General features: G+C 66.3%; 23 protein-coding genes. 13 read left to right on the forward strand and 10 right to left on the reverse strand.

The features are described from left to right. Positions 1–35: 35 nt before the first annotated feature. On the forward strand, positions 36–1,001 hold the full coding sequence (locus tag ACSFBF_RS00130; protein ID WP_435464294.1) for a Bug family tripartite tricarboxylate transporter substrate binding protein: 966 nt from the start codon (positions 36–38) through the stop codon (positions 999–1,001). Positions 1,002–1,016: 15 nt separating this feature from the next. On the opposite strand, the gene ACSFBF_RS00135 is transcribed toward ACSFBF_RS00130, so the two are convergent. From ACSFBF_RS00135 to ACSFBF_RS00145, 3 genes are all read right to left on the reverse strand, one after another. Continuing rightward, positions 1,017–1,487, reverse strand: coding sequence for an ASCH domain-containing protein (locus tag ACSFBF_RS00135; protein WP_435464295.1), 471 nt, complete (start codon positions 1,485–1,487; stop codon positions 1,017–1,019). A gap of 55 nt (positions 1,488–1,542) precedes the next feature. Then, on the reverse strand, positions 1,543–1,689 hold the full coding sequence (locus ACSFBF_RS00140; RefSeq protein WP_435464296.1) for a hypothetical protein: 147 nt from the start codon (positions 1,687–1,689) through the stop codon (positions 1,543–1,545). 164 nt (positions 1,690–1,853) lie between these two features. Then, on the reverse strand, positions 1,854–2,420 hold the full coding sequence (locus ACSFBF_RS00145) for a LuxR C-terminal-related transcriptional regulator (RefSeq protein ID WP_093055635.1): 567 nt from the start codon (positions 2,418–2,420) through the stop codon (positions 1,854–1,856). Positions 2,421–2,513: 93 nt separating this feature from the next. On the opposite strand from ACSFBF_RS00145, the gene ACSFBF_RS00150 reads away from it, so the two are divergent. The 3 genes from ACSFBF_RS00150 to ACSFBF_RS00160 all read left to right on the forward strand — a co-directional run bounded on the left by ACSFBF_RS00150 (position 2,514) and on the right by ACSFBF_RS00160 (position 5,418). After that, positions 2,514–3,320, forward strand: coding sequence for a CoA transferase subunit A (locus ACSFBF_RS00150; RefSeq protein ID WP_435464298.1), 807 nt, complete (start codon positions 2,514–2,516; stop codon positions 3,318–3,320). Between the two features lies 1 nt (position 3,321). Next, on the forward strand, positions 3,322–3,960 hold the full coding sequence (locus ACSFBF_RS00155; RefSeq protein ID WP_093055639.1) for a 3-oxoacid CoA-transferase subunit B: 639 nt from the start codon (positions 3,322–3,324) through the stop codon (positions 3,958–3,960). 78 nt (positions 3,961–4,038) lie between these two features. Further along, positions 4,039–5,418 carry a CoA transferase gene (locus ACSFBF_RS00160; protein ID WP_435464300.1) on the forward strand — a complete coding sequence of 460 codons (1,380 nt, stop codon included), beginning with the start codon at positions 4,039–4,041 and terminating at the stop codon, positions 5,416–5,418. Here ACSFBF_RS00160 and ACSFBF_RS00165 read toward each other — a convergent pair. Both ACSFBF_RS00165 and ACSFBF_RS00170 read right to left on the reverse strand, forming a co-directional pair. Continuing rightward, on the reverse strand, positions 5,415–6,584 hold the full coding sequence (locus tag ACSFBF_RS00165) for a pyridoxal phosphate-dependent aminotransferase (RefSeq protein ID WP_435464301.1): 1,170 nt from the start codon (positions 6,582–6,584) through the stop codon (positions 5,415–5,417). The genes ACSFBF_RS00160 and ACSFBF_RS00165 overlap by 4 nt on opposite strands. A 27-nt stretch (positions 6,585–6,611) precedes the next feature. After that, the gene (locus tag ACSFBF_RS00170) at positions 6,612–7,571 is read right to left on the reverse strand and encodes a LysR family transcriptional regulator (RefSeq protein WP_093073312.1); all 960 of its coding nucleotides are present in this window, start codon (positions 7,569–7,571) and stop codon (positions 6,612–6,614) included. A 173-nt stretch (positions 7,572–7,744) separates the two neighbouring features. On the opposite strand from ACSFBF_RS00170, the gene ACSFBF_RS00175 reads away from it, so the two are divergent. Genes ACSFBF_RS00175 through mmsB form a run of 4 tightly spaced genes read left to right on the forward strand, consistent with a single transcriptional unit; the run spans position 7,745 to position 12,515 of the window. Then, positions 7,745–9,268 (forward strand): CoA-acylating methylmalonate-semialdehyde dehydrogenase, encoded by a 1,524-nt coding sequence (locus tag ACSFBF_RS00175; protein WP_435464303.1) that lies wholly within the window; start codon positions 7,745–7,747, stop codon positions 9,266–9,268. 12 nt (positions 9,269–9,280) lie between these two features. Continuing rightward, positions 9,281–10,435 (forward strand): acyl-CoA dehydrogenase family protein, encoded by a 1,155-nt coding sequence (locus tag ACSFBF_RS00180; RefSeq protein WP_435464305.1) that lies wholly within the window; start codon positions 9,281–9,283, stop codon positions 10,433–10,435. A 27-nt stretch (positions 10,436–10,462) separates the two neighbouring features. Then, entirely contained in the window at positions 10,463–11,578 is a 1,116-nt protein-coding gene (locus tag ACSFBF_RS00185) for an enoyl-CoA hydratase/isomerase family protein (protein ID WP_435464307.1), read from the forward strand. Positions 11,579–11,618: 40 nt separating this feature from the next. Beyond that, complete coding sequence (gene mmsB, locus ACSFBF_RS00190; protein WP_435464308.1) at positions 11,619–12,515, forward strand: 3-hydroxyisobutyrate dehydrogenase; 897 nt, start codon at positions 11,619–11,621, stop codon at positions 12,513–12,515. A gap of 18 nt (positions 12,516–12,533) precedes the next feature. On the opposite strand, the gene ACSFBF_RS00195 is transcribed toward mmsB, so the two are convergent. Then, positions 12,534–12,695, reverse strand: a complete 162-nt coding sequence (locus ACSFBF_RS00195) for a hypothetical protein (protein WP_435464310.1) — start codon at positions 12,693–12,695, stop codon at positions 12,534–12,536. Then, a complete protein-coding gene (locus ACSFBF_RS00200) occupies positions 12,667–13,971 on the reverse strand; it encodes an MFS transporter (RefSeq protein WP_435464312.1) in 1,305 nt (434 codons plus the stop codon). Before ACSFBF_RS00200 ends, ACSFBF_RS00195 begins: the two co-directional genes overlap by 29 nt. Positions 13,972–14,095: 124 nt before the next feature. Between ACSFBF_RS00200 and gcvA the strand changes: the two genes are divergently transcribed. The 3 genes from gcvA to ACSFBF_RS00215 are packed head-to-tail and all read left to right on the forward strand — an operon-like array spanning position 14,096 to position 16,490. Next, positions 14,096–15,076: a transcriptional regulator GcvA gene (gene gcvA / locus ACSFBF_RS00205; protein ID WP_435464313.1), complete on the forward strand. Its 981-nt coding sequence runs from the start codon at positions 14,096–14,098 to the stop codon at positions 15,074–15,076. After that, positions 15,076–15,747: a DUF1345 domain-containing protein gene (locus ACSFBF_RS00210; RefSeq protein WP_435464315.1), complete on the forward strand. Its 672-nt coding sequence runs from the start codon at positions 15,076–15,078 to the stop codon at positions 15,745–15,747. The genes gcvA and ACSFBF_RS00210 overlap by 1 nt, the downstream gene beginning before the upstream one ends. After that, the gene (locus ACSFBF_RS00215) at positions 15,744–16,490 is read left to right on the forward strand and encodes a hypothetical protein (protein ID WP_435464317.1); all 747 of its coding nucleotides are present in this window, start codon (positions 15,744–15,746) and stop codon (positions 16,488–16,490) included. The genes ACSFBF_RS00210 and ACSFBF_RS00215 overlap by 4 nt, the downstream gene beginning before the upstream one ends. Before the next feature lie 15 nt (positions 16,491–16,505). On the opposite strand, the gene ACSFBF_RS00220 is transcribed toward ACSFBF_RS00215, so the two are convergent. After that, entirely contained in the window at positions 16,506–17,432 is a 927-nt protein-coding gene (locus ACSFBF_RS00220; protein ID WP_435464318.1) for a LysR family transcriptional regulator, read from the reverse strand. Positions 17,433–17,618: 186 nt separating this feature from the next. Here ACSFBF_RS00220 and ACSFBF_RS00225 point away from each other — a divergent pair, with 186 nt between their 5' ends. After that, a complete protein-coding gene (locus ACSFBF_RS00225; protein WP_435464320.1) occupies positions 17,619–18,473 on the forward strand; it encodes a hypothetical protein in 855 nt (284 codons plus the stop codon). Here ACSFBF_RS00225 and ACSFBF_RS00230 read toward each other — a convergent pair. Beyond that, on the reverse strand, positions 18,415–19,917 hold the full coding sequence (locus tag ACSFBF_RS00230; protein ID WP_435464322.1) for a short-chain fatty acyl-CoA regulator family protein: 1,503 nt from the start codon (positions 19,915–19,917) through the stop codon (positions 18,415–18,417). The genes ACSFBF_RS00225 and ACSFBF_RS00230 overlap by 59 nt on opposite strands. 453 nt (positions 19,918–20,370) lie before the next feature. On the opposite strand from ACSFBF_RS00230, the gene ACSFBF_RS00235 reads away from it, so the two are divergent. Beyond that, positions 20,371–20,724, forward strand: a complete 354-nt coding sequence (locus tag ACSFBF_RS00235; protein WP_093073331.1) for an alpha/beta hydrolase — start codon at positions 20,371–20,373, stop codon at positions 20,722–20,724. Between the two features lie 74 nt (positions 20,725–20,798). On the opposite strand, the gene ACSFBF_RS00240 is transcribed toward ACSFBF_RS00235, so the two are convergent. Then, on the reverse strand, positions 20,799–21,383 hold the full coding sequence (locus tag ACSFBF_RS00240; RefSeq protein ID WP_435464323.1) for a DNA-3-methyladenine glycosylase I: 585 nt from the start codon (positions 21,381–21,383) through the stop codon (positions 20,799–20,801). Positions 21,384–21,418: the final 35 nt, after the last annotated feature.

Raw genomic sequence — 21,418 nt, forward strand, 5'->3', positions numbered from 1 at the left:
CAGCAAGCCAAATACAAAACCACCGGAGACAAACCATGAAACCTATCCACCGCCTCCTCGCGGTCGGCCTTGCGCTGGCTGCCTCGGCTGCAACTGCCGACACATGGCCCTCGAAGCCGATCACCATGATCGTGCCCACGGCGCCGGCCGGCTCCACCGACATCATGGCGCGCCTGGTCGGCGATCCGCTGCAGCGCGCGCTGGGCCAGCCTGTGGTCATCGACAACAAGCCCGGCGCCAGCGGCAACATCGGCACCGAGTTCGTGGCGCGCGCCGCGCCGGACGGCTACACGCTGCTGATGCAGTACTCGGGCTTCCACGTCGGCAACCCCTCGCTCTACCCGAACATCAGGTGGAGCCCGACGAAGGACTTCGTGCCGGTGGCGATGGTGATGCGCGCGCCGCACGTCGTCGCGGTGAGCGGCAAGCTGCCGGTGAACTCGATGAAGGAGCTCATCGAATACGGCAAGAAGAAGGAGGGCGGCCTGTTCTACGCCTCGTCGGGCAACGGTTCGATCCAGCACATCGCGGGCGAGTTGCTGTCGCGGCAGTCGAGGCAGGCGATGACGCACGTGCCCTACAAGGGCTCGGGGCCGGCCATCAACGACCTGATCTCGGGCAACGTCGACATGTTCATCACCACACCGCCCTCGGTCATCGGCCACTTCGCTGGCGGGCGCATCAAGGCGTTGGCGTACACGGGCACCAAGCGCCATCCGTCGATGCCCAACGTGCCGACCTCGGCCGAGGCAGGCCTGCCGGGCTACGAGGTCGAGTCGTGGTTCGCAGTGTTCGCGCCGGCGAAGACACCGCCTGAAGTCGTCGCCAGGCTCGGTGCGGAGCTGAAGAAGATCGTGGAGAGCGAAGCCTTCCGCAAGAAGGTCGACGAGCAGGGCGCCTTCGCGACCTACATGGATTCGCCGACGCTCGCGAAGTTTGTTGACCAGGAGCTGGCGACCTGGTCGAAGGTGATCAAGTCGGCGGACATCAAGCCGGATTGAAGGGGGCGGGGGCCCTCAGTCTCCCTGGTAGACGACCTCGAAGGTCTCGCATAGCACCGGCATGCGCATGTCGGGCTTCCTGCCGATGCGCTCGCATTCGCCGCTGAAGTACTGCCAGTGGCCTTCGCGCCAGTAGCGCAGCGAGCCGTCGCCTTCGGCTTCGACAGCCGCGAAGTCTTCACCGACTTCGTCGAAGGGCATGACCACCACACTGAGGGTTTCGATCACGCACAGGGGCTTGCCATGCCAGTCGGTCACCACGCTCAGGTCGCCGGGCTTGGGCTGCGACCTGTCGGTCGATTCGAAGGACCATTCGAGGCTCGCGGTGCCGCGCTTGCGCCCGTCCAGGACGAGCTTTGCCAGTTCGGTGGCGCCGGCCTCGTTGTCGTCGAAGTGAAAGGCCTCGCAAAAGCGGGCGGACCCGTCGGCGCCGGTGGCGGTCTGGAATCGCTCCCAGAAGGGGAGGAGGCTGGATGGAATGGTCATGTCGGGCGGCCCGGAGTCGAGCCCCAAGCCTGCCACAGACATGAACGATAGGCGGCTACAGCTTGACGTTGATGATCGACAGGATGATTGCCGAGAGTGTCAGTGCGACGGGCACCTTCTGCACGGCGAGCGCGTGGGCCCGAGCGAACGAAACCTGCGTCTGCAGCAAGAGGCTTGTTTCGGAATGGATACGTGTGGACATTTCAGACTCCTGAGTGGTTGCGGGCTTCCTGCCCTGCATGGCTGTAACGATAGGCCTCGCTGCGCACGACGGAGCAGGCGTTTCGACGACACGGCGTTTCCGTTTTCGCAACGATCCGGCGGCTTGTGGCCGGAACTTCCGGCAGGCCCTGGCAATCGTCGGGCCTAACCCGCGATCAGCTTCTGCACCAGTTCCGCAGTAGTCGCAGCCGCGTACTTGCGCATCAGCCGTGCCCGATGCAGCTCCACCGTGCGGTGGCTGATGCCCAGCGCTTTGCCGATCTCCTTGGAGGTCAGCCCGCGCATCACCTGCGCCGCCACCTCGCGCTCGCGCGGCGTCAGCTCGGCCTTCACGGCGCGGCGCGAGCCCAGGTCTTCGAAAGTCCAGATGCCGGCCTCGTGCGGGGCGGCGCGGTTCATTGCATGGCCGGTGACGTGGCACCAGAAGGTTTCGCCCGCGATGGCGCCGTGCAGGCCGCCCAGGCGCCTCATCATGCGGTTGTCGGCGTAGTGCCCGCTGGCGTTCAGAAAGGGCTCCATGCGCTTGCCGATGCGCTCGAACTCGGCCACGCTGGGGTACAGGATGCTGAACGAATGCCCGACCAGCGCGGAGGGCGTTGCGCCAAAAATCTCGCACACGCGCACGTTGCAGGCCACGATGGTGCGGTTGCTCGAAACCACCATGCCGACGGGCGCATGTTCAAAAGCCAGCCGGTAATCGATCTCGGGCATCGGGGGTCACCATTACGAAATACTACGTATGCGAGTAGGTAGTATCGTTCAAGGCTTTCCCACCACTCTCCATTCATCCATCAAGGAGCCCGAGTGAACAAGATTTATCCCTCCGCAGACGCGGCACTCAAGGGGGTCGTGGCCGACGGGCAGATGCTCGCGGTCGGCGGCTTCGGCCTGTGCGGCATTCCCGAAGCGCTGATCGAGGCGCTAAAGGACTCCGGCGTGCAGAACCTCACCGTCATCTCGAACAACGCCGGCGTTGACGGCTTCGGCCTCGGCAAGCTGCTGGAAACGCGGCAGATCAAGAAGATGGTCGCCTCCTACGTGGGCGAAAACAAGGAGTTCGAGCGCCAGTACCTGGCCGGCGAACTCGAGCTCGAATTCACGCCTCAGGGCACGCTGGCCGAGAAGCTGCGCGCCGGCGGAGCGGGCATTCCGGCCTTCTTCACCAAGACCGGCGTGGGCACGCAAGTGGCCGAGGGCAAGGAACTGCGCGAGTTCGACGGCGAAACCTACGTGATGGAGCGCTCGCTGGTGCCCGACGTGGCACTGGTCAAGGCTGACGTGGCCGACAAGTCGGGCAACCTGCGCTTTCGCCTGACGGCGCGCAACTTCAACCCGGCCGCCGCCATGGCCGGCAAGATCTGCATCGTCGAGGTCGAGAAGATCGTCGAAGTGGGCGAGCTGGCCCCCGACGACATTCACCTGCCGGGCATCTACGTGCACCGCATCGTGCTCAACGCCAACCCCGAGAAGCGCATCGAGAAGCGCACCGTGAGCGCATCGGTCGATGCCGCTGCTGCCAAGGTCGAGGCCCAGACTGCCATCGCCCAGGCCGCCGCCGCCAGCGAAGTGCCGGTGCCCACCGTGCCCGCCAACAAGAAAGAAGGAGCCTGAGATGCCCTGGACCCAAGACCAGATGGCGGCCCGCGCCGCTCAAGAACTCGAAGACGGCTTCTACGTCAACCTTGGCATCGGCATTCCGACGCTGGTGGCCAACCACACCGGCACCAAGGAAGTGTGGCTGCAGAGCGAGAACGGCATGCTCGGCATCGGCCCGTTTCCCACCGAAGACCAGGTCGACGCCGACCTGATCAACGCCGGCAAGCAGACCGTGACCACGCTGCCCGGTTCGGCCATCTTCGGCAGCCATGACAGCTTCGCGATGATCCGCGGCGGCAAGATCAACCTGTCGATCCTGGGCGCCATGCAGGTCAGCACCAAGGGCGACCTCGCCAACTGGATGATCCCAGGCAAGATGGTCAAGGGCATGGGCGGCGCGATGGACCTCGTGGCTGGCGTGAAGCGCGTGATTGTGCTGATGGAACACGTGGCCAAGAAGAAGGACGGCACCGAGGACCTGAAGATCCTCGAGAAGTGCACCCTGCCGCTGACAGGCGTGGGCGTGGTCGACCGCATCATCACTGACCTGGCCGTGATGGACGTGGTACCCGAGGGCCTGAAGGTCGTCGAGCTGGCGCCGGGCGTCAGCTTCGACACGCTGCAGTCCAAGACCGGCGCCAAGCTGATCCAGTAACAAGGCAGCGAACGCAACGACAACCAAGGGCAGGGCCGCGAGAGCGGGCCCTGCCTTTTTGCTTTGGAGCACACAGGAATGAATGCGAACGAAGTTCTGGGTGGCATCTGGCGGCAGGCCGGACTGCCTGCGGAAGCCCTGCCGTTTGCGCGACTCACAGGCGCCGACCCGGTGTTGCCGTCGTCTTTTGCGGTCGGCGCGGCGGCGCAGAGCACCATCGCGGCAGCGGCGCTGGCGGCCTGCGAACTGGGGCACCTGCGAGGTTCGGCGCGCCAGCAGGTGGGCGTCGACATGCAGCATGCAGCGCTTGATTGCACCGGCTGGTTCAGCCTCGACGGGCGCGTGCCCGATCTGTGGGACACCTTCTCGGGGCTGTACCGTTGCGCCGACGGCTGGGTGCGCATTCACGCGAACTTCGCGCACCACCGCGACGGGGCGCTGCGGCTGATGAAGCTGGACCCGGCCACCGCCACGCGCGCCGAGGCCGAAACGGTGATGGCGACCTGGCGCACCCGCGATTTCGAGGATGCCGCCGCTGCGCAAGGGCTGGTGGCAACCGCGCTGCGCCGCTTCGACGAATGGGACGCCACGCCGCAAGGCCAGGCCATTGCGGCGCAACCGCTCTTCACCATCGAGCGCATCGGCGATGCACCGCCGCTCGCGCTACCGCCGCTGCGCGAAGACCAGAGGCCGCTCACCGGCGTGCGCGTGCTCGACCTGACGCGCATCCTCGCGGGCCCGGTCGGCGGACGCGCGCTGGCGGCGTATGGCGCCGACGTGATGCTCGTCAATTCGCCGAACCTGCCGAACATCGAATCCATCGCCGACACCAGCCGCGGCAAGCTGTCGACGCATGTGGATCTGCGCACCGACGACGGCCGTGCCGCGCTACAGCAGCTCGCCACGCAGGCGCATGTCTTCGTGCAGGGTTACCGGCCCGGCGGCGTTGCCTCGTTGGGCTTCGGGCCGGCGGAGCTGGCGCGGTTGCGGCCGGGCATCGTGTGCGTTTCGTTGACCGCCTACGGCACCCAGGGTCCGTGGGCTCACCGCCGCGGTTTCGACTCGCTGGTGCAGACCGCAATGGGCTTCAACCATGCCGAAGGCGAGGCCGCCGGCGACGGCAAGCCGAAGCCGCTGCCAATGCAGATCCTCGACGAAGCGACCGGCTACCTGATCGCATTCGGTGCAGCCGCAGCGCTCTGGCGGCAGCAGCAGGAAGGCGGTAGCTGGCACGTGCAGGTGTCACTGGCGCAGACGGGGCATTGGCTGCGCAGCCTCGGTCGTGTGCCGGGTGGCTTGTCGATTGCAAAGCCCGACCTCAAGCCGTACGTGGAGACCTCGGCCTCCGGCTTCGGCGAACTGGCCGCGCTGCGCCACAGCGCGCAGCTGTCGCAAACGCCCGCTGCGTGGCCGCGTCCTTCGATGCCGCCGGGCAGCCATCCGCCGGCGTGGCCCTAGGCGCCCAGCGCAGCCCGTACCTTGTCTCCCAACCCACGCAGCCGCTCCACCGGCTCGTTGGAAAACACAAAGCGCAGATACTGCGCGCCATGCGTCTCGCCCCAGCCTTGCATCGCCGTGGCGCAGACGCGATGCGACAGCAGGCGCTGCGACAGCGTTTGCCCATCGATACCGAAGTCACTCGTGCGCAGCAGCAGTGACCAGCCGCCGCCCGGCACACCCACGGGCAGGCCGCGGAGTTCGTCCAGCACCGTGTCGCGCCGCCGCTCCAGCTCGCTCACGTACGGCGCGAGCGTGTGCACCGATTGCTCCAGCGCCGTCGCCACCGCATCCTGCGCGATGCCCACCGGCACCACCACATTGGCCAGCGATACGGCCACGAGATCGGGCATGTAGCTTTCCGGCGCCACGGTCCAGCCGACGCGCCAGCCGATCATGCGCAGTTCCTTGGCCGATGAACCGACGGTGATCGTGCGCTCGGCCATGCCGGGCAATCCTGCCGGGTGGATCACTTGCCGGCCGTCGAACAGCAGGCGTTCCATCGCGCTGTCGAGGATCAGCGTCAGGTCGTGCTGCACGCACAGGGCGGCGATGGCGCGCCAGTCGTCTGCGTCGAAGCAGCTGCCGGTGGGCATCGAAGGCGACATCAGCAGCATCACGCGAACGCGGGGACTGATGGCGGCTTGCAGTGCGGCGCGATCGAGCTTCCATTCGCCGCCGGGGTTGAACTGGAACGGCACGTATTTCGGCGTACCGCCTGCAAGCCGGATGCGGTTGAGCAGCCCCGCGTAGGTCGGATCGGTCACCAGCACCTCGTCGCCCACCTCGACGGTCGCGAGCAGCGCGTTGAGGATGCCCGAGAGCCCGCCTGCCGAGATCACGCAGTTGCGCGCACCGCTGTACGCCACGCCAGACAGCGCAGACACGTGCCGTGCCGCCACGTCGCGCAACCGCGACTGGCCGACGAAGGGCAAATAGCTGTTGTCCGAGTCTTCCGAGGCCGCACGAACGGTGCGCGCGATGGCTTCGGGGTCGGGCGGGATGTCGACGTCTAGGTTCTCGAGCCGAAGAAAAGGCGGGCCATCGGCGTCATCGGCAATGGCGCCCATGCGGTCGACGCCGATGCCTGCGATGTGTTCAAGACGTGCGGGGCGGTGGCGTGGCATGGGGTGGGTCTCCGTGTTGGGGGCTGGCTACGGGGTTGGCCTGCGTGGGCGGGCCGGGCGTTGCTGCTGCTGTGACGCGCCATTCTCATCGCCGGGCGGGGCCAGAAGCAACAACGCCTGCCGCGCCTGCACCGTCTCGCGCAGGAAGTTCCACACCGTCTGCATGCGCCCGAGGTGCTTGGTTTCCGCCGGCATCGACATCCAGAACGTGCGCGTGAAGTTCGCCTGCCCCGGCAGCACGGGGCGCAGCGCGCTGTCGTTCTCCGCAATGAAGGCCGGCAGCACCGCGATGCCCGCGCCCGCCACCACTGCGCTGTGCTGCGCGAGCACGCTGGTGCTGCGCAGCGCGAAGGCGTCGGGGCGGTGCAGTTCGTCGAGGTATTGCAGCTCCTTGCTGAAGAGCAGGTCGTCAACGTAGCTGATGAAGGTGTGGCCGCGCAGGTCTTCGCGTGTCTTGATGGGCTTGTGCGCGGCCAGGTACTTCTTCGACGCGTAGAGCCGCAGCGTGTAGTCGGTGAGCTTGGTGACGACGACGGGCCCACGCGCCGGACGTTCGAGCGAGATGACGATGTCGGCCTCGCGCCGCGATAGATGCACGAGGCGCGGCATCGCGAGCAGATCGATGGTGAGTTTCGGATGCTGTACCGCGAACAGCGCCAATTGCGGCGCCAGCACCACCGTGCCGAAGCCCTCGGTCGCGCCGATGCGCACCAGCCCCGACAGGCCTTCCTGCGAAGCCGGCGCTGCGCTTTCCACGGTGCGGAAGGCGCTCTCCATCGCCTCGACCTGCGGCTGCAGCCGCCGGCCCGCCTCGGTAAGCCGGTGGCCGCCCGATTCGCGTGAGAACAGCGGGGCGCCGACTTCTTTTTCCAGCGCCTGGATGCGGCGCGCCACGGTGGTGTGGTCGACCTCGAGCCGGCGTGCCGCGCTCATCAGCGTGCCTGAGCGAGCCAGCTCCAGAAAGTACCGCAGGTTGTCCCAGTCCATGTGCCCTCGTGTCTCCGGTTTTTGCCTCTTGTTCAGGCTCTGCATTTTTGCAAAGCCGTCGCGCATATTTGTCTATTGTCATGGCAAATCTGCAAAGCTACGATGCGTGACTGAACCGGCTTGACCGGCACCCGCTTTCACAGGATCTACAGGATTCACAGGAGACAAACCCCATGGACGCCACCACCACGCCCTCGACCCAGGTCGCCACCGTCAAGCTGCTGATTGGCGGCAAGCTGGTCGAATCGAAGACCACCGAATGGCGCGACATCGTCAACCCGGCCACGCAGCAGGTGCTGGCCCGCGTGCCCTTTGCGACGCAAGCCGAGCTGGATGCCGCCGTGGCTTCCGCCAAGGAAGCCTTCAAGACCTGGCGCAAGACGCCCATTGGCGCGCGTGCCCGCATCTTCCTGAAGCTGCAGCAGCTCATTCGCGAGCACATGGGCGAGCTTGCCGCGATCCTCACGGCCGAGCAGGGCAAGACGCTGCCCGACGCTGAAGGCGATGTGTTCCGCGGCCTCGAGGTGGTCGAGCACGCATCGAACATCGGCAACCTGCAGCTCGGCGAGCTGGCCAACAACGTGGCCAACGGCGTCGACACCTACACGCTGCTGCAGCCGCTGGGCGTGTGCGCCGGCATCACGCCGTTCAACTTCCCGGCCATGATCCCGCTGTGGATGTTCCCGATGGCCATCGTCACCGGCAACACCTTCGTGTTGAAGCCCTCCGAACAAGACCCGATGGTCACCATGCGCCTGTGCGAGCTGGCGCTCGAAGCTGGCATTCCGCCCGGAGTGCTGAACGTGGTGCATGGCGGCGAAGCCATCGTCAACGGCATCTGCGATCACAAGGACATCAAGGCGATCAGCTTCGTCGGCTCGACCAAGGTCGGCACGCACGTCTACAACCGCGCCACGCTGGCCGGCAAGCGCGCGCAATGCATGATGGGCGCGAAGAACCACGCCATCGTGATGCCCGACGCGAACAAGGAGCAGACGCTCAACGCGCTCGCCGGTGCGAGCTTCGGTGCAGCCGGTCAACGCTGCATGGCCGTGTCGGTCGCGGTGCTGGTGGGCGAGGCGCGCAACTGGGTGCCCGAGCTCATCGAGAAGGCGAAGACGCTGAAGATCGGCGCCGGCACCGAGAAGGGCGTGGACGTGGGCCCACTGGTTTCGTGCGCAGCTTACGACCGCGTGAACGGCCTTATCGAACGTGGCGAAGCTGACGGTGCGAAGCTCGTGCTCGACGGCCGCAAGCCCACCGTACCCGGCTACGAGAATGGCAACTTCGTCGGCCCGACGATCTTCACCGGCGTGAAGCCCGGCATGACGATCTATGACCAGGAAATCTTCGGCCCGGTGCTGTGCATTGCCGATGCAGAGAACATCGACGAAGCCATCGACCTGATCAACAGCAACCCGAACGGCAACGGCACGGCGATCTTCACGCAGTCGGGTGCCGCGGCGCGCCGCTTCCAGGAAGACATCGACGTGGGCCAGGTCGGCATCAACGTGCCGATTCCAGTGCCGGTTCCGATGTTCTCGTTCACCGGCTCGCGTGCGTCGAAGCTGGGCGACCTGGGCCCGTACGGCAAGCAGGTCATCATGTTCTACACGCAGACCAAGACGGTAACGGCGCGCTGGTTCGACGACAGCACCGTCTCGCACGGCGTTAACACGACGATCAGCCTCAAGTAAGAAGTCCGCCGGATGGACTTCGAACTTTCCGAAGAGCAGCGCGCCTTTGCACAGAGTGCGCGCGACTTTGCACAGGCCGAGTTCGCGCCGCACGCGGCGCAGTGGGACGCGGAAGCCATCTTCCCGAAGGAGGCGATCGCCAAGGCTGGCGAGCTGGGCTTCTGCGGCCTCTACGCGCCCGAGCGAATCGGTGGCCTCGCCTTGCCGCGACTCGACGCCGCACTGGTGTTCGAGGAGATGGCTGCGGTCGACCCTTCGACCACGGCCTTCATCACGATCCACAACATGGCGACGTGGATGCTCGGCACCTGGGCGACCGATGCGGTGGCGCAGCAGTGGGGTGAAGAACTGACGAGCGGGCGCAAGCTCGCCTCGTACTGCCTGACCGAGCCCGGCGCCGGTTCGGATGCTGGCTCGCTCAAGACGCGCGCCGAGCTGCAGGGCGCCGAATACGTCATCAACGGCGGGAAAGCCTTCATCTCGGGCGCGGGCTCGACCGACGTGCTGGTGCTGATGGCGCGCACGGGCGGCGCGGGCGCGAGCGGTATCTCGGCCTTTGCGGTGCCGGCCGACGCGCCGGGCATCAGCTACGGCAAGAAGGAGCACAAGATGGGCTGGAACAGCCAGCCCACGCGCGCCATCAATTTCGACAACGTGCGCGTCCCCGCGCAGAACCTGCTGGGCAAAGAAGGCGAGGGCTTTCGCATTGCCATGAAGGGGCTGGACGGCGGGCGCATCAACATCGCGACCTGCTCGGTGGGCGCGGCGCAGGGCGCGCTCGATGCAGCGCGCCGCTACCTGCACGAGCGCCAGCAGTTCGGCAAGCCACTCGCGAGCTTCCAGGCGCTGCAGTTCAAGCTGGCCGACATGGCGACCGAGCTGGTCGCCGCGCGGCAGATGGTGCGGCTCGCGGCATCGAAGCTCGACGCCGGCCATGCCGACGCGAGCACCTATTGCGCGATGGCCAAGCGCTTCGCGACCGACGCGGGCTTCAACGTCTGCAACGACGCGCTGCAGCTGCACGGGGGCTATGGCTACCTCAGCGAGTTCCCGCTGGAGCGGCTGGTTCGCGATGCGCGCGTGCACCAGATCCTCGAAGGCACCAACGAGATCATGCGCGTGATCGTTGCGCGAAAATTGCTGGAAGGGGACAGCGATATCCGCTGAGGCCCCGCATCCAGAACCCTCAAGACAATGACCGACTCCGTAGTTCTCTTCGACGAAATCAAGACCGCCGGCGGCAAGCGCTTTGCCGTGGCCACGCTCAACGCACCGGCTTCGCTCAACGCGCTGTCCGTGGACATGGTGCGCCTGCTCACGCCCAAGCTGCGCGAGTGGGCTGCCGACGCCGGCATCGTCGGCGTGCTGCTGCAGGCCGCGGGCGAGAAGGCCTTCTGCGCCGGCGGCGACCTGCGCCAGCTCTACCAGACGCTGCTCGACTGCGGCCCCGCGCGCAACACCTATGCCGAAGACTTCTTCCGCGAAGAGTACGAGCTCGACTACCTGATCCACACCTTTCCCAAGCCCTTCCTGTGCTGGGGCCATGGCATCGTGATGGGCGGCGGTGTGGGCCTGCTGGCCGGTGCGTCGCACCGCGTGATGACGCTGCAAAGCCGCATCGCGATGCCTGAGATCAACATCGGCCTGTACCCGGACGTGGGCGGCAGCTGGTTCCTGCGCCGCACTCCTGGCCGCACGGGCCTGTTTCTCGCGCTCACGGCCGCCAATGTCAACGCCGCCGACACCATCTTCTGCGGGCTGGCCGACGTGCTGGTGCCGCAGGAGCGCAAGGGCGAAGTGCTCGAAGCCATCGCGGCCACGCAGTGGGCGGGTGAGCAGAGGGCCGATCGCGCCACGCTGTCGCGCATCCTCGCCAAGGCGGGCGAGGGCGCCGAGATGCCGGCCTCGAAGGTGCGCGAGCACTACGACACCATCAACGCCCTGATGGCCGGCGACGACCTGCTCGACATAGCGAAGCGCCTGCACGACCTGCAAAGCGACGACGCGTGGCTGCAGACAGCGGCCAAGACCTTCGCCAAGGGCGCGCCGAGCTCGGCCGCGCTGAGCTTCGAGCTGTGGCAGCGTGTGCTGCGCATGTCGCTGGCCGAAGTGTTCCGCCTCGAGTACTGGGCCTCGCTGGGCTTCTGCGCGCAGAAGGATTTTGCTGAAGGCATCCGCGCCGTGCTGGTCGATAAGGACCGCAACCCGCGCTGGAACCCGGCCACGCTCGAAGAGATCACGCCCGCCTTCATCGAAGACCACCTGCGCCCGCGCGGCGAGATGCCTGCCGAGCTGGCGTCGCTGGTCTGAGTTTCATCATTTCCCGCACAGAACAACGGAGACAAGACAAATGAAGATCGCATTCATCGGCCTGGGCAACATGGGCGGCCCGATGGCCATGAACCTGCTCAAGGCCGGTCACACGCTCAGCGCCTTCGACCTCTCGGCCGAGGCCTGCAAGAAGTTCGGCGCCGAGGGCCTGCCCATTGCCGCTTCGGCAGCTGAAGCGGTAGTCGACGCCGAGGTGGTCATCAGCATGCTGCCGGCCAGCGCGCACGTCGAAGGCCTGTTCCTCGGCGGCGCCGGCAAGCCCGGCCTGCTCGACAGCATTCGCGCCGGCACGCTGGTGATCGACAGCAGCACCATTGCCGCAGCCACGTCGCGCAAGGTGGCCGAAGCGGCGGCCGTCAAGGGCATCGCGATGATCGATGCGCCCGTGTCGGGCGGCACCGGCGGCGCGATTGCCGGCACGCTGACCTTCATGGTCGGCGGCGAGCCGCAAGACCTGGAGCGCGCGCGCCCGGTGCTCGAAAAGATGGGCGCCAACATCTTCCACGCCGGCGCGGCCGGTGCAGGGCAGACCGCGAAGATCTGCAACAACATGCTGCTCGGCATTCTGATGATCGGCACGTCCGAAGCGCTGGCGCTGGGCGTGGCCAATGGGCTCGACCCGAAGGTGCTGTCGGAGATCATGCGTCGCAGCTCGGGCGGCAACTGGGCGCTCGAAAAGTACAACCCGATGCCGGGCGTGATGGAAACTTCGCCCGCCTCGAAGAACTATGCCGGCGGCTTCGGCACCGACCTGATGCTCAAGGACCTGGGGCTCGCGCAGGAAAACGCGACCGCTGTGCGCGCGGCCACGCCGCTTGGTGGGTTGGCGCGCAGCCTGTATGCGGCACACAGCCTCGCGGGCCATGGCGCGCTCGATTTCTCTAGCGTGCTGAAGCTGGTGCAGAAGGCGTCCTGAGCCGGACGCTGGCGGTGGTCAGCCGTAGCGGGACTGCACGACCCACAGCAGGCCGATCACCACCACGAACAGCACAGCGAAAAGCACCCAGGCGCGCATGATCGCCTGGTTCTCCGTGATTTCGACGACAGGAGTCGTTGCGGGAGTCGGGCTAGGAGCGGCGGGCGGTGCTTGGGTCATGCCCGACTGTACCCCGCGGCGAGGCTGTGCTGGCCAGCTTTGCAGAAGCGTCCATCCGCGACATCGCCCACATGATGCCGGCCGCCACCAGGTTGGCTCCCACGCTGAACAGAATCGGCAGCAGGTAGCTGTGGCTCACGTCGAAGGCAAAGCCCGCGGCGGCCGGGCCGATCAGCGTTCCGAATGCCACGCTGGTGTAGAGCACGCCGATGATCGCGCCGATGTTGCGCCCGCCGAAGTAGTCCATCACCAGTGCCGGCAGCAGCGCGACAAAGCCACCGTAGAACGCGCCGTAGAAAAACGCGAACACCGTCAGCCCCCAGAAGCCGCTGGAGGCCGCCCACACGAGCAGCGACAGCGCCATGCCGGTCGACATCAGCAGCATGGTCTGCGCGCGCCCCATGCGGTCAGCGAGCCCTCCCAGGAAGAAGCGCCCGGCCGTGCTGCCGACGCCGATAGCACCCAGCAGCAGTACCGCGTACGCATTGGGCACGCCATGGTCCAGCGCGTAGGGCACCAGATGCACGAAGGGCACGAACAGGCCGAACGAGCTGATGAGGCAGGCCACGTACAGGCCGGCGAAGCGCCGCGAACGCACGGCATCGCGCACCGTGAAGCCCTGGGCTTGGGCCGATGCAGCCTGGGGCTGTGGTGGATCGCCGTCGGGGCCGAGCCCACGGTCGCGCGGGTCGTTTTCGATCAGCAGCGCCATGCCTACGCCCACCACCACAGCCAGCCCACCTAGCGCCAGGTAGGCGTTCCGCCAGCCGAGCGTTTCGATGAAGAGCGATGCCAGCGGCGGCATCACCAGTGTGCCCACGCCGATGCCGCTCACTGCCAGCCCCGAGGCGAAGCCACGCCGCCTGACGAACCAGCGCTGCACCGCGCCCAGCACCGGCACGTACGACGCGCCGACCCCAAGGCCGACGCCCAGCCCGTAGGCGAGGTAGATCTGCGTCAGGCTCTGCGCCTGCCCTGCAAGCGCCAGCCCCAGCCCGACCAGCACCATGCCGGCGACGGCCAGTCGCTTCGAACCCCAGCGGTCGGCCAGCGGCCCGCTGAGCACGCCGAGGCCGAAGTAGAGAAAGCCCGCCAGCGAGAACACCAGCGAGACCGAGCCGCGCGAGGCGCCGAAGTCTTTTTGCAGCGATTCGAGAAAGGCGCTGAAGGTGTAGGCGCAGCCGAAGCCGACAAAGGTCACGGCAAAGGCGCCTGCGACCACCAGCCAGCCGTGGAAGAGGCCGCCGGCTTGCGATGAGGTTGGCGTGTGGCTCAAGGGCGCAGGCCTTTAAAGATCAGAATATCTGAATGGATTGATTTCGGGTGTGCGAATATTCCCGCTTATCAATCTGTATGGCAAACCAGAATTTCTGCCATCACCGAATCAGATTTTCTAAATAATGGAACACCAGCTCCCGCCACTCAACGCACTCCGCGCCTTCGAAGCCACGGCGCGCCATCTCTCGGTGAAGAACGCGGCGGACGAACTGTGCGTGACGCCCGGCGCCGTGAGCCAGCTCGTCAAGACGCTGGAGCTGCATCTCGGCGTGCAGCTGTTCCGCCGCGTCAATCGCGGCGTCTTCCTGACCGACGCGGGTCAGGCCTATCTGCCGCCCGTGCGCAATGCCTTCAGGCAGATCAGCGATGCCACGCAAAAGATCGCCGTTCCCGCGGAGACCGGCCTGCTCACCGTGAGCGCCACACCGTTCTTCGCTTCAGCGTGGCTCGTGCCGCGCCTCAAGTCTTTCCAGGACGCGCATCCCGACATCGACCTGCAGGTGCTGACCAGCAATGCGCTGGCCGATTTCTCGCGCGACGGCGTGGACGTCGCCATCCGCCACGGCATGGGCCAGTACCCCGGGCTTGCCAGCCAGCGCGTGCTCACGGTCGAGATGGTGCCGGTCGCCGCGCCCGCGCTGGTCGCCGAGCACGGCAAGCCGAAGAAGCCGGCCGACCTGCTGCGGTGGCCACGCGTGAACGATGCCGATCGCAAGGGCTGGCGCCTGTGGTTCGAGGCGCAGGGCATAGAAGACGCCGGCCCGGCGCGCGGGCCTTCTTTCGACGACGCCGGCCTGTTGCTGCAGGCGGTGCTCGCGGGGCAGGGTGCGGCCCTGCTTCCCGCGGCCATGATGGCTCCCGAGATCGAGCAAGGCCGGCTCGTCCAGCTCTCGAAAGTGACGTGGCTCGAAGACTTCGCGTACTACCTCGCGTGTCCGGAGGGCAGTCGCGACCGGCCGAAAGTCGCGGCTTTCCGTGACTGGCTGCTCGGCGCGGTGCGCCAGAAAAGTGCTTCGTCAGGTAGCCGCAAGAGAGCATCGTCGACAGTCGCAGGTCAGGCCGTAGCGCCGCCACCCCGGCGGCGTGCTGTGCCCAAGCCTTGATGAAACTCCAGCGACACCGATTCTTTCGCCAGATGGCCGCCCGGCCGCGACTCTTCATTGCCACGGCCATCGCCATTGCAACCGGCGTGCTCATACCCTCGGCTGTCGAAGCCCACCTGGTCACGCGCTTGTTGATCGCGTGGAACACGGGGGCCTGCCTGTACGTGCTGCTCGCCGCAGTCATGATGACCCGCTCGTCGCAGCAGCACATGCGCTACCGCGCGCAGATGCAGGACGATGGGCAGATCGTCATCCTCGTGCTGGTGGTGGTGTCTGCCATTGCGAGCCTGGCGGCCATCGGCGGCGAACTCGCGGTGGTGAAGGACATGCACGGCCTGGAGAAGATCGCGCACATTGCGTTGGCCGGACTCACGGTGATGTCGTCGTGGGCCTTCACGCAGATCATGTTCACGCTGCACTACGCGCACGACTACTACGCCGGCGCTGGCCAGGGGCGGAAACCCGGCCTTCAGTTTCCGGATGACGAACCGCCGACCTATGGCGACTTCTTCTACTTCTCTGCGGTGATCGGCACTTCGGGGCAGACGGCGGACGTGTCCTTCGTGTCCAAGCCTCTGCGGCGCATCGGCTCGGTGCATTGCATCCTGGCCTACCTCTTCAACACGACCGTGCTCGCGTTGCTCATCAACATCGGCGCGAGCATGTTTTGAGCACATCGGTACGCCATCGAAGATTCGCCGCCGCCGCAGTCCTGCTGTGCCTCGCGCCGGCCGCATGGGCCGACGACGACACGCAGGCCGAGCTGCCGTTCAAGCTCACCGTGGGCGCCTACCGGGTTTCAGGCGGCGGCCTGCCCGCAGGGCCAGGGCTGGACATGAACCTGCGCTACACCTACGGCGACGGCAATGTCTGGATCGGCTGGTTCCGTTCGCCGGTGCTCGACTTCGCGCAGCCGCGCGTGGGATGGGACCACACCTTCACGCTGGGGTCGGTGCGGGTGCTGCCGTCGCTGCAGGCCGCCTCGGGCGGGTTCGTGGGCGGCAGCCTGGCGGTGGAGACCGGCGACAGCTGGTTCGTTGGCACGGGGCTGGGCCGCACCAACCTGCGCAACTACGCGAACCTGAACTTCGACCCCAACGATTCGTACACGGTGTATGGCGGCTACAAGTGGACGGACGGCACGGCGCTGTCGCTCTCGCTGATCGGCGACAACCGGCTGAACCCCGACCAGCAAGACGTGCACCTGGTCTACCGCGTGCCGCTGCCCGAGCGGCAACGCCTGACCGTCGACCTGCTGGCCAAGCAGGGCACTGTCGATGGCCGGTTCATCCGCCGCGCGGGCCTGACGGTCACCTACGACTGGCCGCGCTGGTTCGTTCGCGCGGCCTACGACCCGAAGGTGAACTTCACCGTGCAGGACATGGTGCGGTTGTCGGTAGGCACGCGGTTCTGAAGAGAAGAAAAGAGCTCAGAGCAGCTCGATTCCCGACAGGCTCTTGAAGCAGTTTTCCCGCGTGACGCGCACGAAGTCCGCCAGCCACGGCTGCTCCGACGTGCCCGGTGTGCACGCCATGTAGAGCCGCCCCGTCAGCCCCTTGCTGCCTACGCGCCGGGCTGTGACGTAGCCGCGGTCCAGGTAGTTCTGCACCGCCCACAGCGGCAGCGTTGCCACGCCACGCCCGCTGGCCACCAGCTGCAGCATTGCCACCGTGAGCTCGGTCGTGCGCCGGTGCGCAGGCTCCGCGCCCGCAGGCGCCAGCACCTGCCGCACGATGTCGATCACTTCATCGGGCACGGGGTAGGTGATGAGCGTCTGGTCGGTGAAGTGGCGCGCGGTGAGGTAGGCCTTGGCCGTCAGCGGATGGTCGTTGGCCAGCAGGGCCATGATTTCGAAGCGGAACAGCGCGTGGTAGTCCACCGCTTCGTCGGGGCCTTCCCTGGATACGATCGCCACTTCGGCGCGGTTCTGCGTCACCAGCGCGATCGGGTTGGAGTGAAGGCCGGAGACGATGTCGAGCTCGATCTCGGGCCAGCGCTGGCGGAACGCATCCATTGCCGGCATGAGCCAGTCGAAGCAGGCGTGGCATTCGACCACGATGCGCAGCTGGCCGCTGCGCCCCAGCGCGAGTCGCGCCACGTCGCGCTCTGCTTCCTCGATGAGCGGCAGCGCGGTGTCGGCCAGCTGCAGCAGACGCAGGCCGGTGGTGCTGAACTGCGGCGGCACCGACTTGCGCTCGAACAACTGCGCGTCGTAACGGTCTTCGAGCAGCTTGATCTGGTGCGACAACGCCGATTGCGTGAGGTTGAGCAGTTGCGCCGCGCGCACCAGGCTGCCGGTGTCGCGAAGCGCGATGAGCGTGCGCAGATGACGTATTTCGAGGATCGACTGGAGCATGAAAATTATTCAATCGAATTTGCGAAATATCTCGGTTGAATCATATGCCTCGTGGCCAGTCACATCCAGTTGCCTGGCTGCGAACGGACGCGTTTCGACTTCCATGGCGACGAGCCTGAACTTTCGCGTTACTTCGCAAGATGGCGCGCGACGTGGAGGACGAGCAGGTGTGCCAATAATGGCACCATGCTTTCTACGAACCGTCTTTCCCCGTTCCGTTTCTCCCTGTTGCTTTTGCTGTTTCTGGCCCCATTGATGAGCTGGGCGCAGAGCCGTGCGGAAGCACTCCTGCAGTTCGAAGGTGTGCAGGCGCGCTATCAGGCGTCTTATGCGCCCGGTGCCGTCGCGCGCGGTGCGAAGGAACTGCTGGACCCCGATGACCTTGCCATCGCCGACAAGGCGCTCAAGGCGCTGGACACGGCCGCCACGCGCGCATTCAACACTGCCGCCTCGGTGTCCGCCATCCAGCAGGAAGTGGCATCGGCGGGCAACGGCGGTGCGGCGCCCAGCCCTGAATTGCGGGCCGCCGTGGCCCGCTTCGTGAAGCTGCGTACCGACTACGCGGCCATGAGCGAGGCCGGCAGGGCCGAGTTCTTCAACCGCGAGCGCGCCAAGCCGGCCGATCCCGCGCGCACCGAACTGCTCGAACGCATGGCCGTGGCCGATGTTCGCGAGATCGACTTCTCGAGCCAACTGCTGATGAGCGCAGTGGTCAAGCAACTGGCGCGCGGCAACGGCGGGCAACTCAGCTCGCTGTCGGACCGCACGCTCGACATGGCACTCGACACGCTGTGGTCGCGCGGCGTGACGTCGACGCGCCCGCGCAACCTGATGATCGTGGCGCGTGAGTTCGAAAAGCAGGTAACGCAGGCATTGCTCGCCGCGCTGCCCGATGCCGACGTGGCCGTCTTGCTGGCATGGCGCAACGACCCGCAGGCCGCGGCCGAGCGCGAGGCGCTGGTGGGCACGTACCGTGCCGAGGTCAAGGGGAGCGGCGGGGTCGCGCTGCGGACACTGGTGCGCGCCTGGCCGCGCTCCTGACGATCGCGTTGTTGCCGGACGGTGCTGCCGCATAGGGCATGAAGCGGCTCTGGTTCTCGTCCACGTCGAGCGGGCGGCCCACGAACGGAAACGCGCGCTGCGGGCAGGCCTCGCGTTCGCACACCTTGCAGCCCGCGCCGATGGGCGTGGGCACGTCGGGGTCGCGCAGATCCATGCCCTTTGAATAGACCAGCCGCGTGGCGTGGCTGATGTCGCAGCCCAGCCCGATCGAGAAGGTCTTGTTGGGCGAGCCATAGCCACGGTAGCCGTGCGACACGGTGCGCGCAATCCAGAGGTAGGCGCGCCCGTCGGGCATGCGAGCGAGCTGCGTGAGCACGCGGCCGGGCTGAGCGAAGGCCTCGTACACATTCCACAGCGGGCAGGTGCCGCCAGTCTTCGAGAAGTGAAAGTGCGTGGCCGATTGCCGCTTCGAGATGTTGCCCGCGCGATCGACGCGGATCAGGAAGAAGGGCACGCCGCGCGCCTCGGGCCGCTGCAGCGAGCTCAGGCGGTGGCAGATGGTCTCGAAGCCCACGCCGAAGCGGCGCGCCAGCTGGTCGATGTCGTAGCGCAGCTGCTCGGCAGTTTCGAGGAACTCGCCGTAGGGCAGCAGCAGTGCGGCGGCGAAGTAGTTGGCCAGGCCGATGCGTGCCAGCGAGCGGGCCGTGTCGCTCGATAGCGGCGCGGCGGCAACCAGTTCGTCGAGCATGTCGCCCACCTCGAAGAAGGCGAGCTGCGTGGCGAGCTGGAATGCATGCTGCCCGGGCTCCAGGTAGGGCGAGAGCCGCAGCACGCGCGAGGCCGGGTCGTAGCGCCGCTGCGCGCCGGCCTCGCCGTCTTCGGCGGGCACCACCCGCACGCCATGCGCATCGAGCAACTGGCGCGCGAGGCGGTCGCCGGGGTTGCCTTCTCGCAGGCGCCATTGCGCGGCGAGGGCTTCGGCGGCTTCATCGAGCGGTGCGATGTGGTTCTGATGCGCAAAGAAGAAGTCGCGCACTTCCTCGAAGGGCATGGGCCGCGCCTGCGGCAGTCGCGCGAGATCGCCGCGGCCGTCACCGAGCTCGCCGGCCAGTGCTTCGAGCCGTTCCATCGCATCGCGATGGCGCTGGTGCAGCGCAACCAGCGCGCGGCCCACGGCAGGCATCTGGGTGGCGACTTCGCGCAACTCGGCCAGCGCGACTGCATCGCCGCCGGGGTTGTCGGCCAGCGCTTCGCGCAGGCTGGCGATAAGGCGGGCTTCTTCGTCTTCGGAGAAGGCCTGGATATCGACGCCCAGCGTGGCATGCAGGCGCAGCAGCACCGGCACCGTGAGCGGCCGCTGGTTCTGCTCGATCTGGTTCAGGTAGCTGGGCGACAGGCCCAGCTGCTGCGCGAGCGCGAGCTGGCTCAGGCCGCGCTCTTCGCGCAGGCTGCGCAGCCGCACGCCCATGAAAGTCTTCTTCATCGTTCGATCCGGTTATTCGCAAGATTCGCAAATACAGCAAGGCCCGTTCGCAATCATTTGCTCAATCAGGCCTTCATTATGGGCACGATCTTTCTTGAGTTGCGAATTGTGCAAAGCTCGCGGACAGGTCAGTCTCGCTGGGCTTCGAGCCTATCGGTGGCGCCGTGAAGGCCACAGGCACCAAGGAAGACTGAGAACTGGCAGGGCGCGGGGCTGGCATGCAACGTGCATCTACCATGCCGCGGGACACCGGTCGCTTGACGGGTTAGAGGAAAAGTACGCAAACTCTCCGCGTTTCTGAGGGCGAAAAGGGCACTTGAGTTAGCCTCGTCAGAAAGTTCCTCGTCATTGTTTCAATTTCATGAACACTGCGATTCGATTGAGAGGGGGTTTACCCTAGGAATCGCGGTGCACACTTGGGACACCCAAAAGCCCAATGAAGAAGGAATTGAAATGAAGACCTCGAACATCCTCGCCGCCGCCGCTCTGTCCCTGCTCGCCGCTGCTGGCGCCCATGCAGAAACCTACGAAGGCGTTCAGCCCCTGACCTCCGGCTACAGCCGCGCCGAAGTGGCGCCCCAAGCCGTGGCAGCTGCCCGTGCCGGCAACGCTTATGGCGACAACGAAGGCGCTGCATCGACCGCAACGCCCGCCCTGGCCGCTTCGGTCGACCGCGCCACCGTTCGCAGCGAGGCTGTTGCCGCTGCACACGCACCGGGTCAGAACCTGCGTCCCGAAACCTTCGCTGGCAGCGTGATCCCCTCGCAAGCGAAGGGCCTGACCTTCACGCGTCAAGCCGGCCTGTAATTGAAGGCGGCGCAAGCCGCTTCAGTCACACGTCAACAAAAAAACCGGACCTGCGAAAGCAGCGTCCGGTTTTTTCATTGCGGCTTGGGTTTGTGTTTGGCACCGTGCCGGTGGCAGTCGTGCGCGTGGTCGTCCACGATGCCTGTCGCCTGCATCCACGCATAGACGATGACGGGGCCCACGAACTTGAAGCCGCGCTTCTTGAGAGCCGCCGAGATCTCTTCCGACAGCGGCGTCTTCACCGGAACGCTGCCGGTGCGGTTGACGATGGGCTTGCCGCCCGCCATGCCCCAGATGAATTCGGAGAAATCTTCGCCCGCCGCCTGCATCGCGAGGTAGGCGCGCGCATTGCCGATGGTGGCCTCGATCTTCGAGCGCGAGCGCACGATGCCGGCGTCTTGCATCAGCCGCTCGACATCGGCCTCGGTGAATTTGACGATCTTCTCCGGCACGAAGCCCTTGAAGGCCTTGCGGAACGCATCGCGCTTGCGCAGGATGGTGAGCCACGAGAGGCCGGCCTGGAAGCCGTCGAGCATGAGCTTTTCCCACAGCGCGCGGCTGTCGTGCTCGGGCACGCCCCATTCGGCGTCGTGATAGGCGGCCAGCAGCGGGTCGGTCTGGGCCCAGGCGCAGCGGATCTTGTCGGTGCTGTTGCTCATTGTTCGTTTCTTTGCTCGGCTATCGTCGGGGATGT

The sequence above is a fragment of the Variovorax nivicola genome (genome assembly GCF_051216475.1).
In the GTDB taxonomy this organism is placed as follows: Bacteria; Pseudomonadota; Gammaproteobacteria; order Burkholderiales; family Burkholderiaceae_C; genus Variovorax.

What these genes read in the sequence shown, in the direction of transcription:
- ACSFBF_RS00130 (WP_435464294.1), top strand. Translation starts at nt 36, where the DNA reads ATGAAACCTATCCACCGCCTCCTCGCGGTCGGCCTTGCGCTGGCTGCC.
- ACSFBF_RS00135 (WP_435464295.1), bottom strand. Translation starts at nt 1,487, where the DNA reads ATGACCATTCCATCCAGCCTCCTCCCCTTCTGGGAGCGATTCCAGACC.
- ACSFBF_RS00140 (WP_435464296.1), bottom strand. Translation starts at nt 1,689, where the DNA reads ATGTCCACACGTATCCATTCCGAAACAAGCCTCTTGCTGCAGACGCAG.
- ACSFBF_RS00145 (WP_093055635.1), bottom strand. Translation starts at nt 2,420, where the DNA reads ATGCCCGAGATCGATTACCGGCTGGCTTTTGAACATGCGCCCGTCGGC.
- ACSFBF_RS00155 (WP_093055639.1), top strand. Translation starts at nt 3,322, where the DNA reads ATGCCCTGGACCCAAGACCAGATGGCGGCCCGCGCCGCTCAAGAACTC.
- ACSFBF_RS00160 (WP_435464300.1), top strand. Translation starts at nt 4,039, where the DNA reads ATGAATGCGAACGAAGTTCTGGGTGGCATCTGGCGGCAGGCCGGACTG.
- ACSFBF_RS00165 (WP_435464301.1), bottom strand. Translation starts at nt 6,584, where the DNA reads ATGCCACGCCACCGCCCCGCACGTCTTGAACACATCGCAGGCATCGGC.
- ACSFBF_RS00170 (WP_093073312.1), bottom strand. Translation starts at nt 7,571, where the DNA reads ATGGACTGGGACAACCTGCGGTACTTTCTGGAGCTGGCTCGCTCAGGC.
- ACSFBF_RS00175 (WP_435464303.1), top strand. Translation starts at nt 7,745, where the DNA reads ATGGACGCCACCACCACGCCCTCGACCCAGGTCGCCACCGTCAAGCTG.
- ACSFBF_RS00180 (WP_435464305.1), top strand. Translation starts at nt 9,281, where the DNA reads ATGGACTTCGAACTTTCCGAAGAGCAGCGCGCCTTTGCACAGAGTGCG.
- ACSFBF_RS00185 (WP_435464307.1), top strand. Translation starts at nt 10,463, where the DNA reads ATGACCGACTCCGTAGTTCTCTTCGACGAAATCAAGACCGCCGGCGGC.
- mmsB (WP_435464308.1), top strand. Translation starts at nt 11,619, where the DNA reads ATGAAGATCGCATTCATCGGCCTGGGCAACATGGGCGGCCCGATGGCC.
- ACSFBF_RS00195 (WP_435464310.1), bottom strand. Translation starts at nt 12,695, where the DNA reads ATGACCCAAGCACCGCCCGCCGCTCCTAGCCCGACTCCCGCAACGACT.
- gcvA (WP_435464313.1), top strand. Translation starts at nt 14,096, where the DNA reads ATGGAACACCAGCTCCCGCCACTCAACGCACTCCGCGCCTTCGAAGCC.
- ACSFBF_RS00210 (WP_435464315.1), top strand. Translation starts at nt 15,076, where the DNA reads ATGAAACTCCAGCGACACCGATTCTTTCGCCAGATGGCCGCCCGGCCG.
- ACSFBF_RS00220 (WP_435464318.1), bottom strand. Translation starts at nt 17,432, where the DNA reads ATGCTCCAGTCGATCCTCGAAATACGTCATCTGCGCACGCTCATCGCG.
- ACSFBF_RS00225 (WP_435464320.1), top strand. Translation starts at nt 17,619, where the DNA reads ATGCTTTCTACGAACCGTCTTTCCCCGTTCCGTTTCTCCCTGTTGCTT.
- ACSFBF_RS00230 (WP_435464322.1), bottom strand. Translation starts at nt 19,917, where the DNA reads ATGAAGAAGACTTTCATGGGCGTGCGGCTGCGCAGCCTGCGCGAAGAG.
- ACSFBF_RS00235 (WP_093073331.1), top strand. Translation starts at nt 20,371, where the DNA reads ATGAAGACCTCGAACATCCTCGCCGCCGCCGCTCTGTCCCTGCTCGCC.
- ACSFBF_RS00240 (WP_435464323.1), bottom strand. Translation starts at nt 21,383, where the DNA reads ATGAGCAACAGCACCGACAAGATCCGCTGCGCCTGGGCCCAGACCGAC.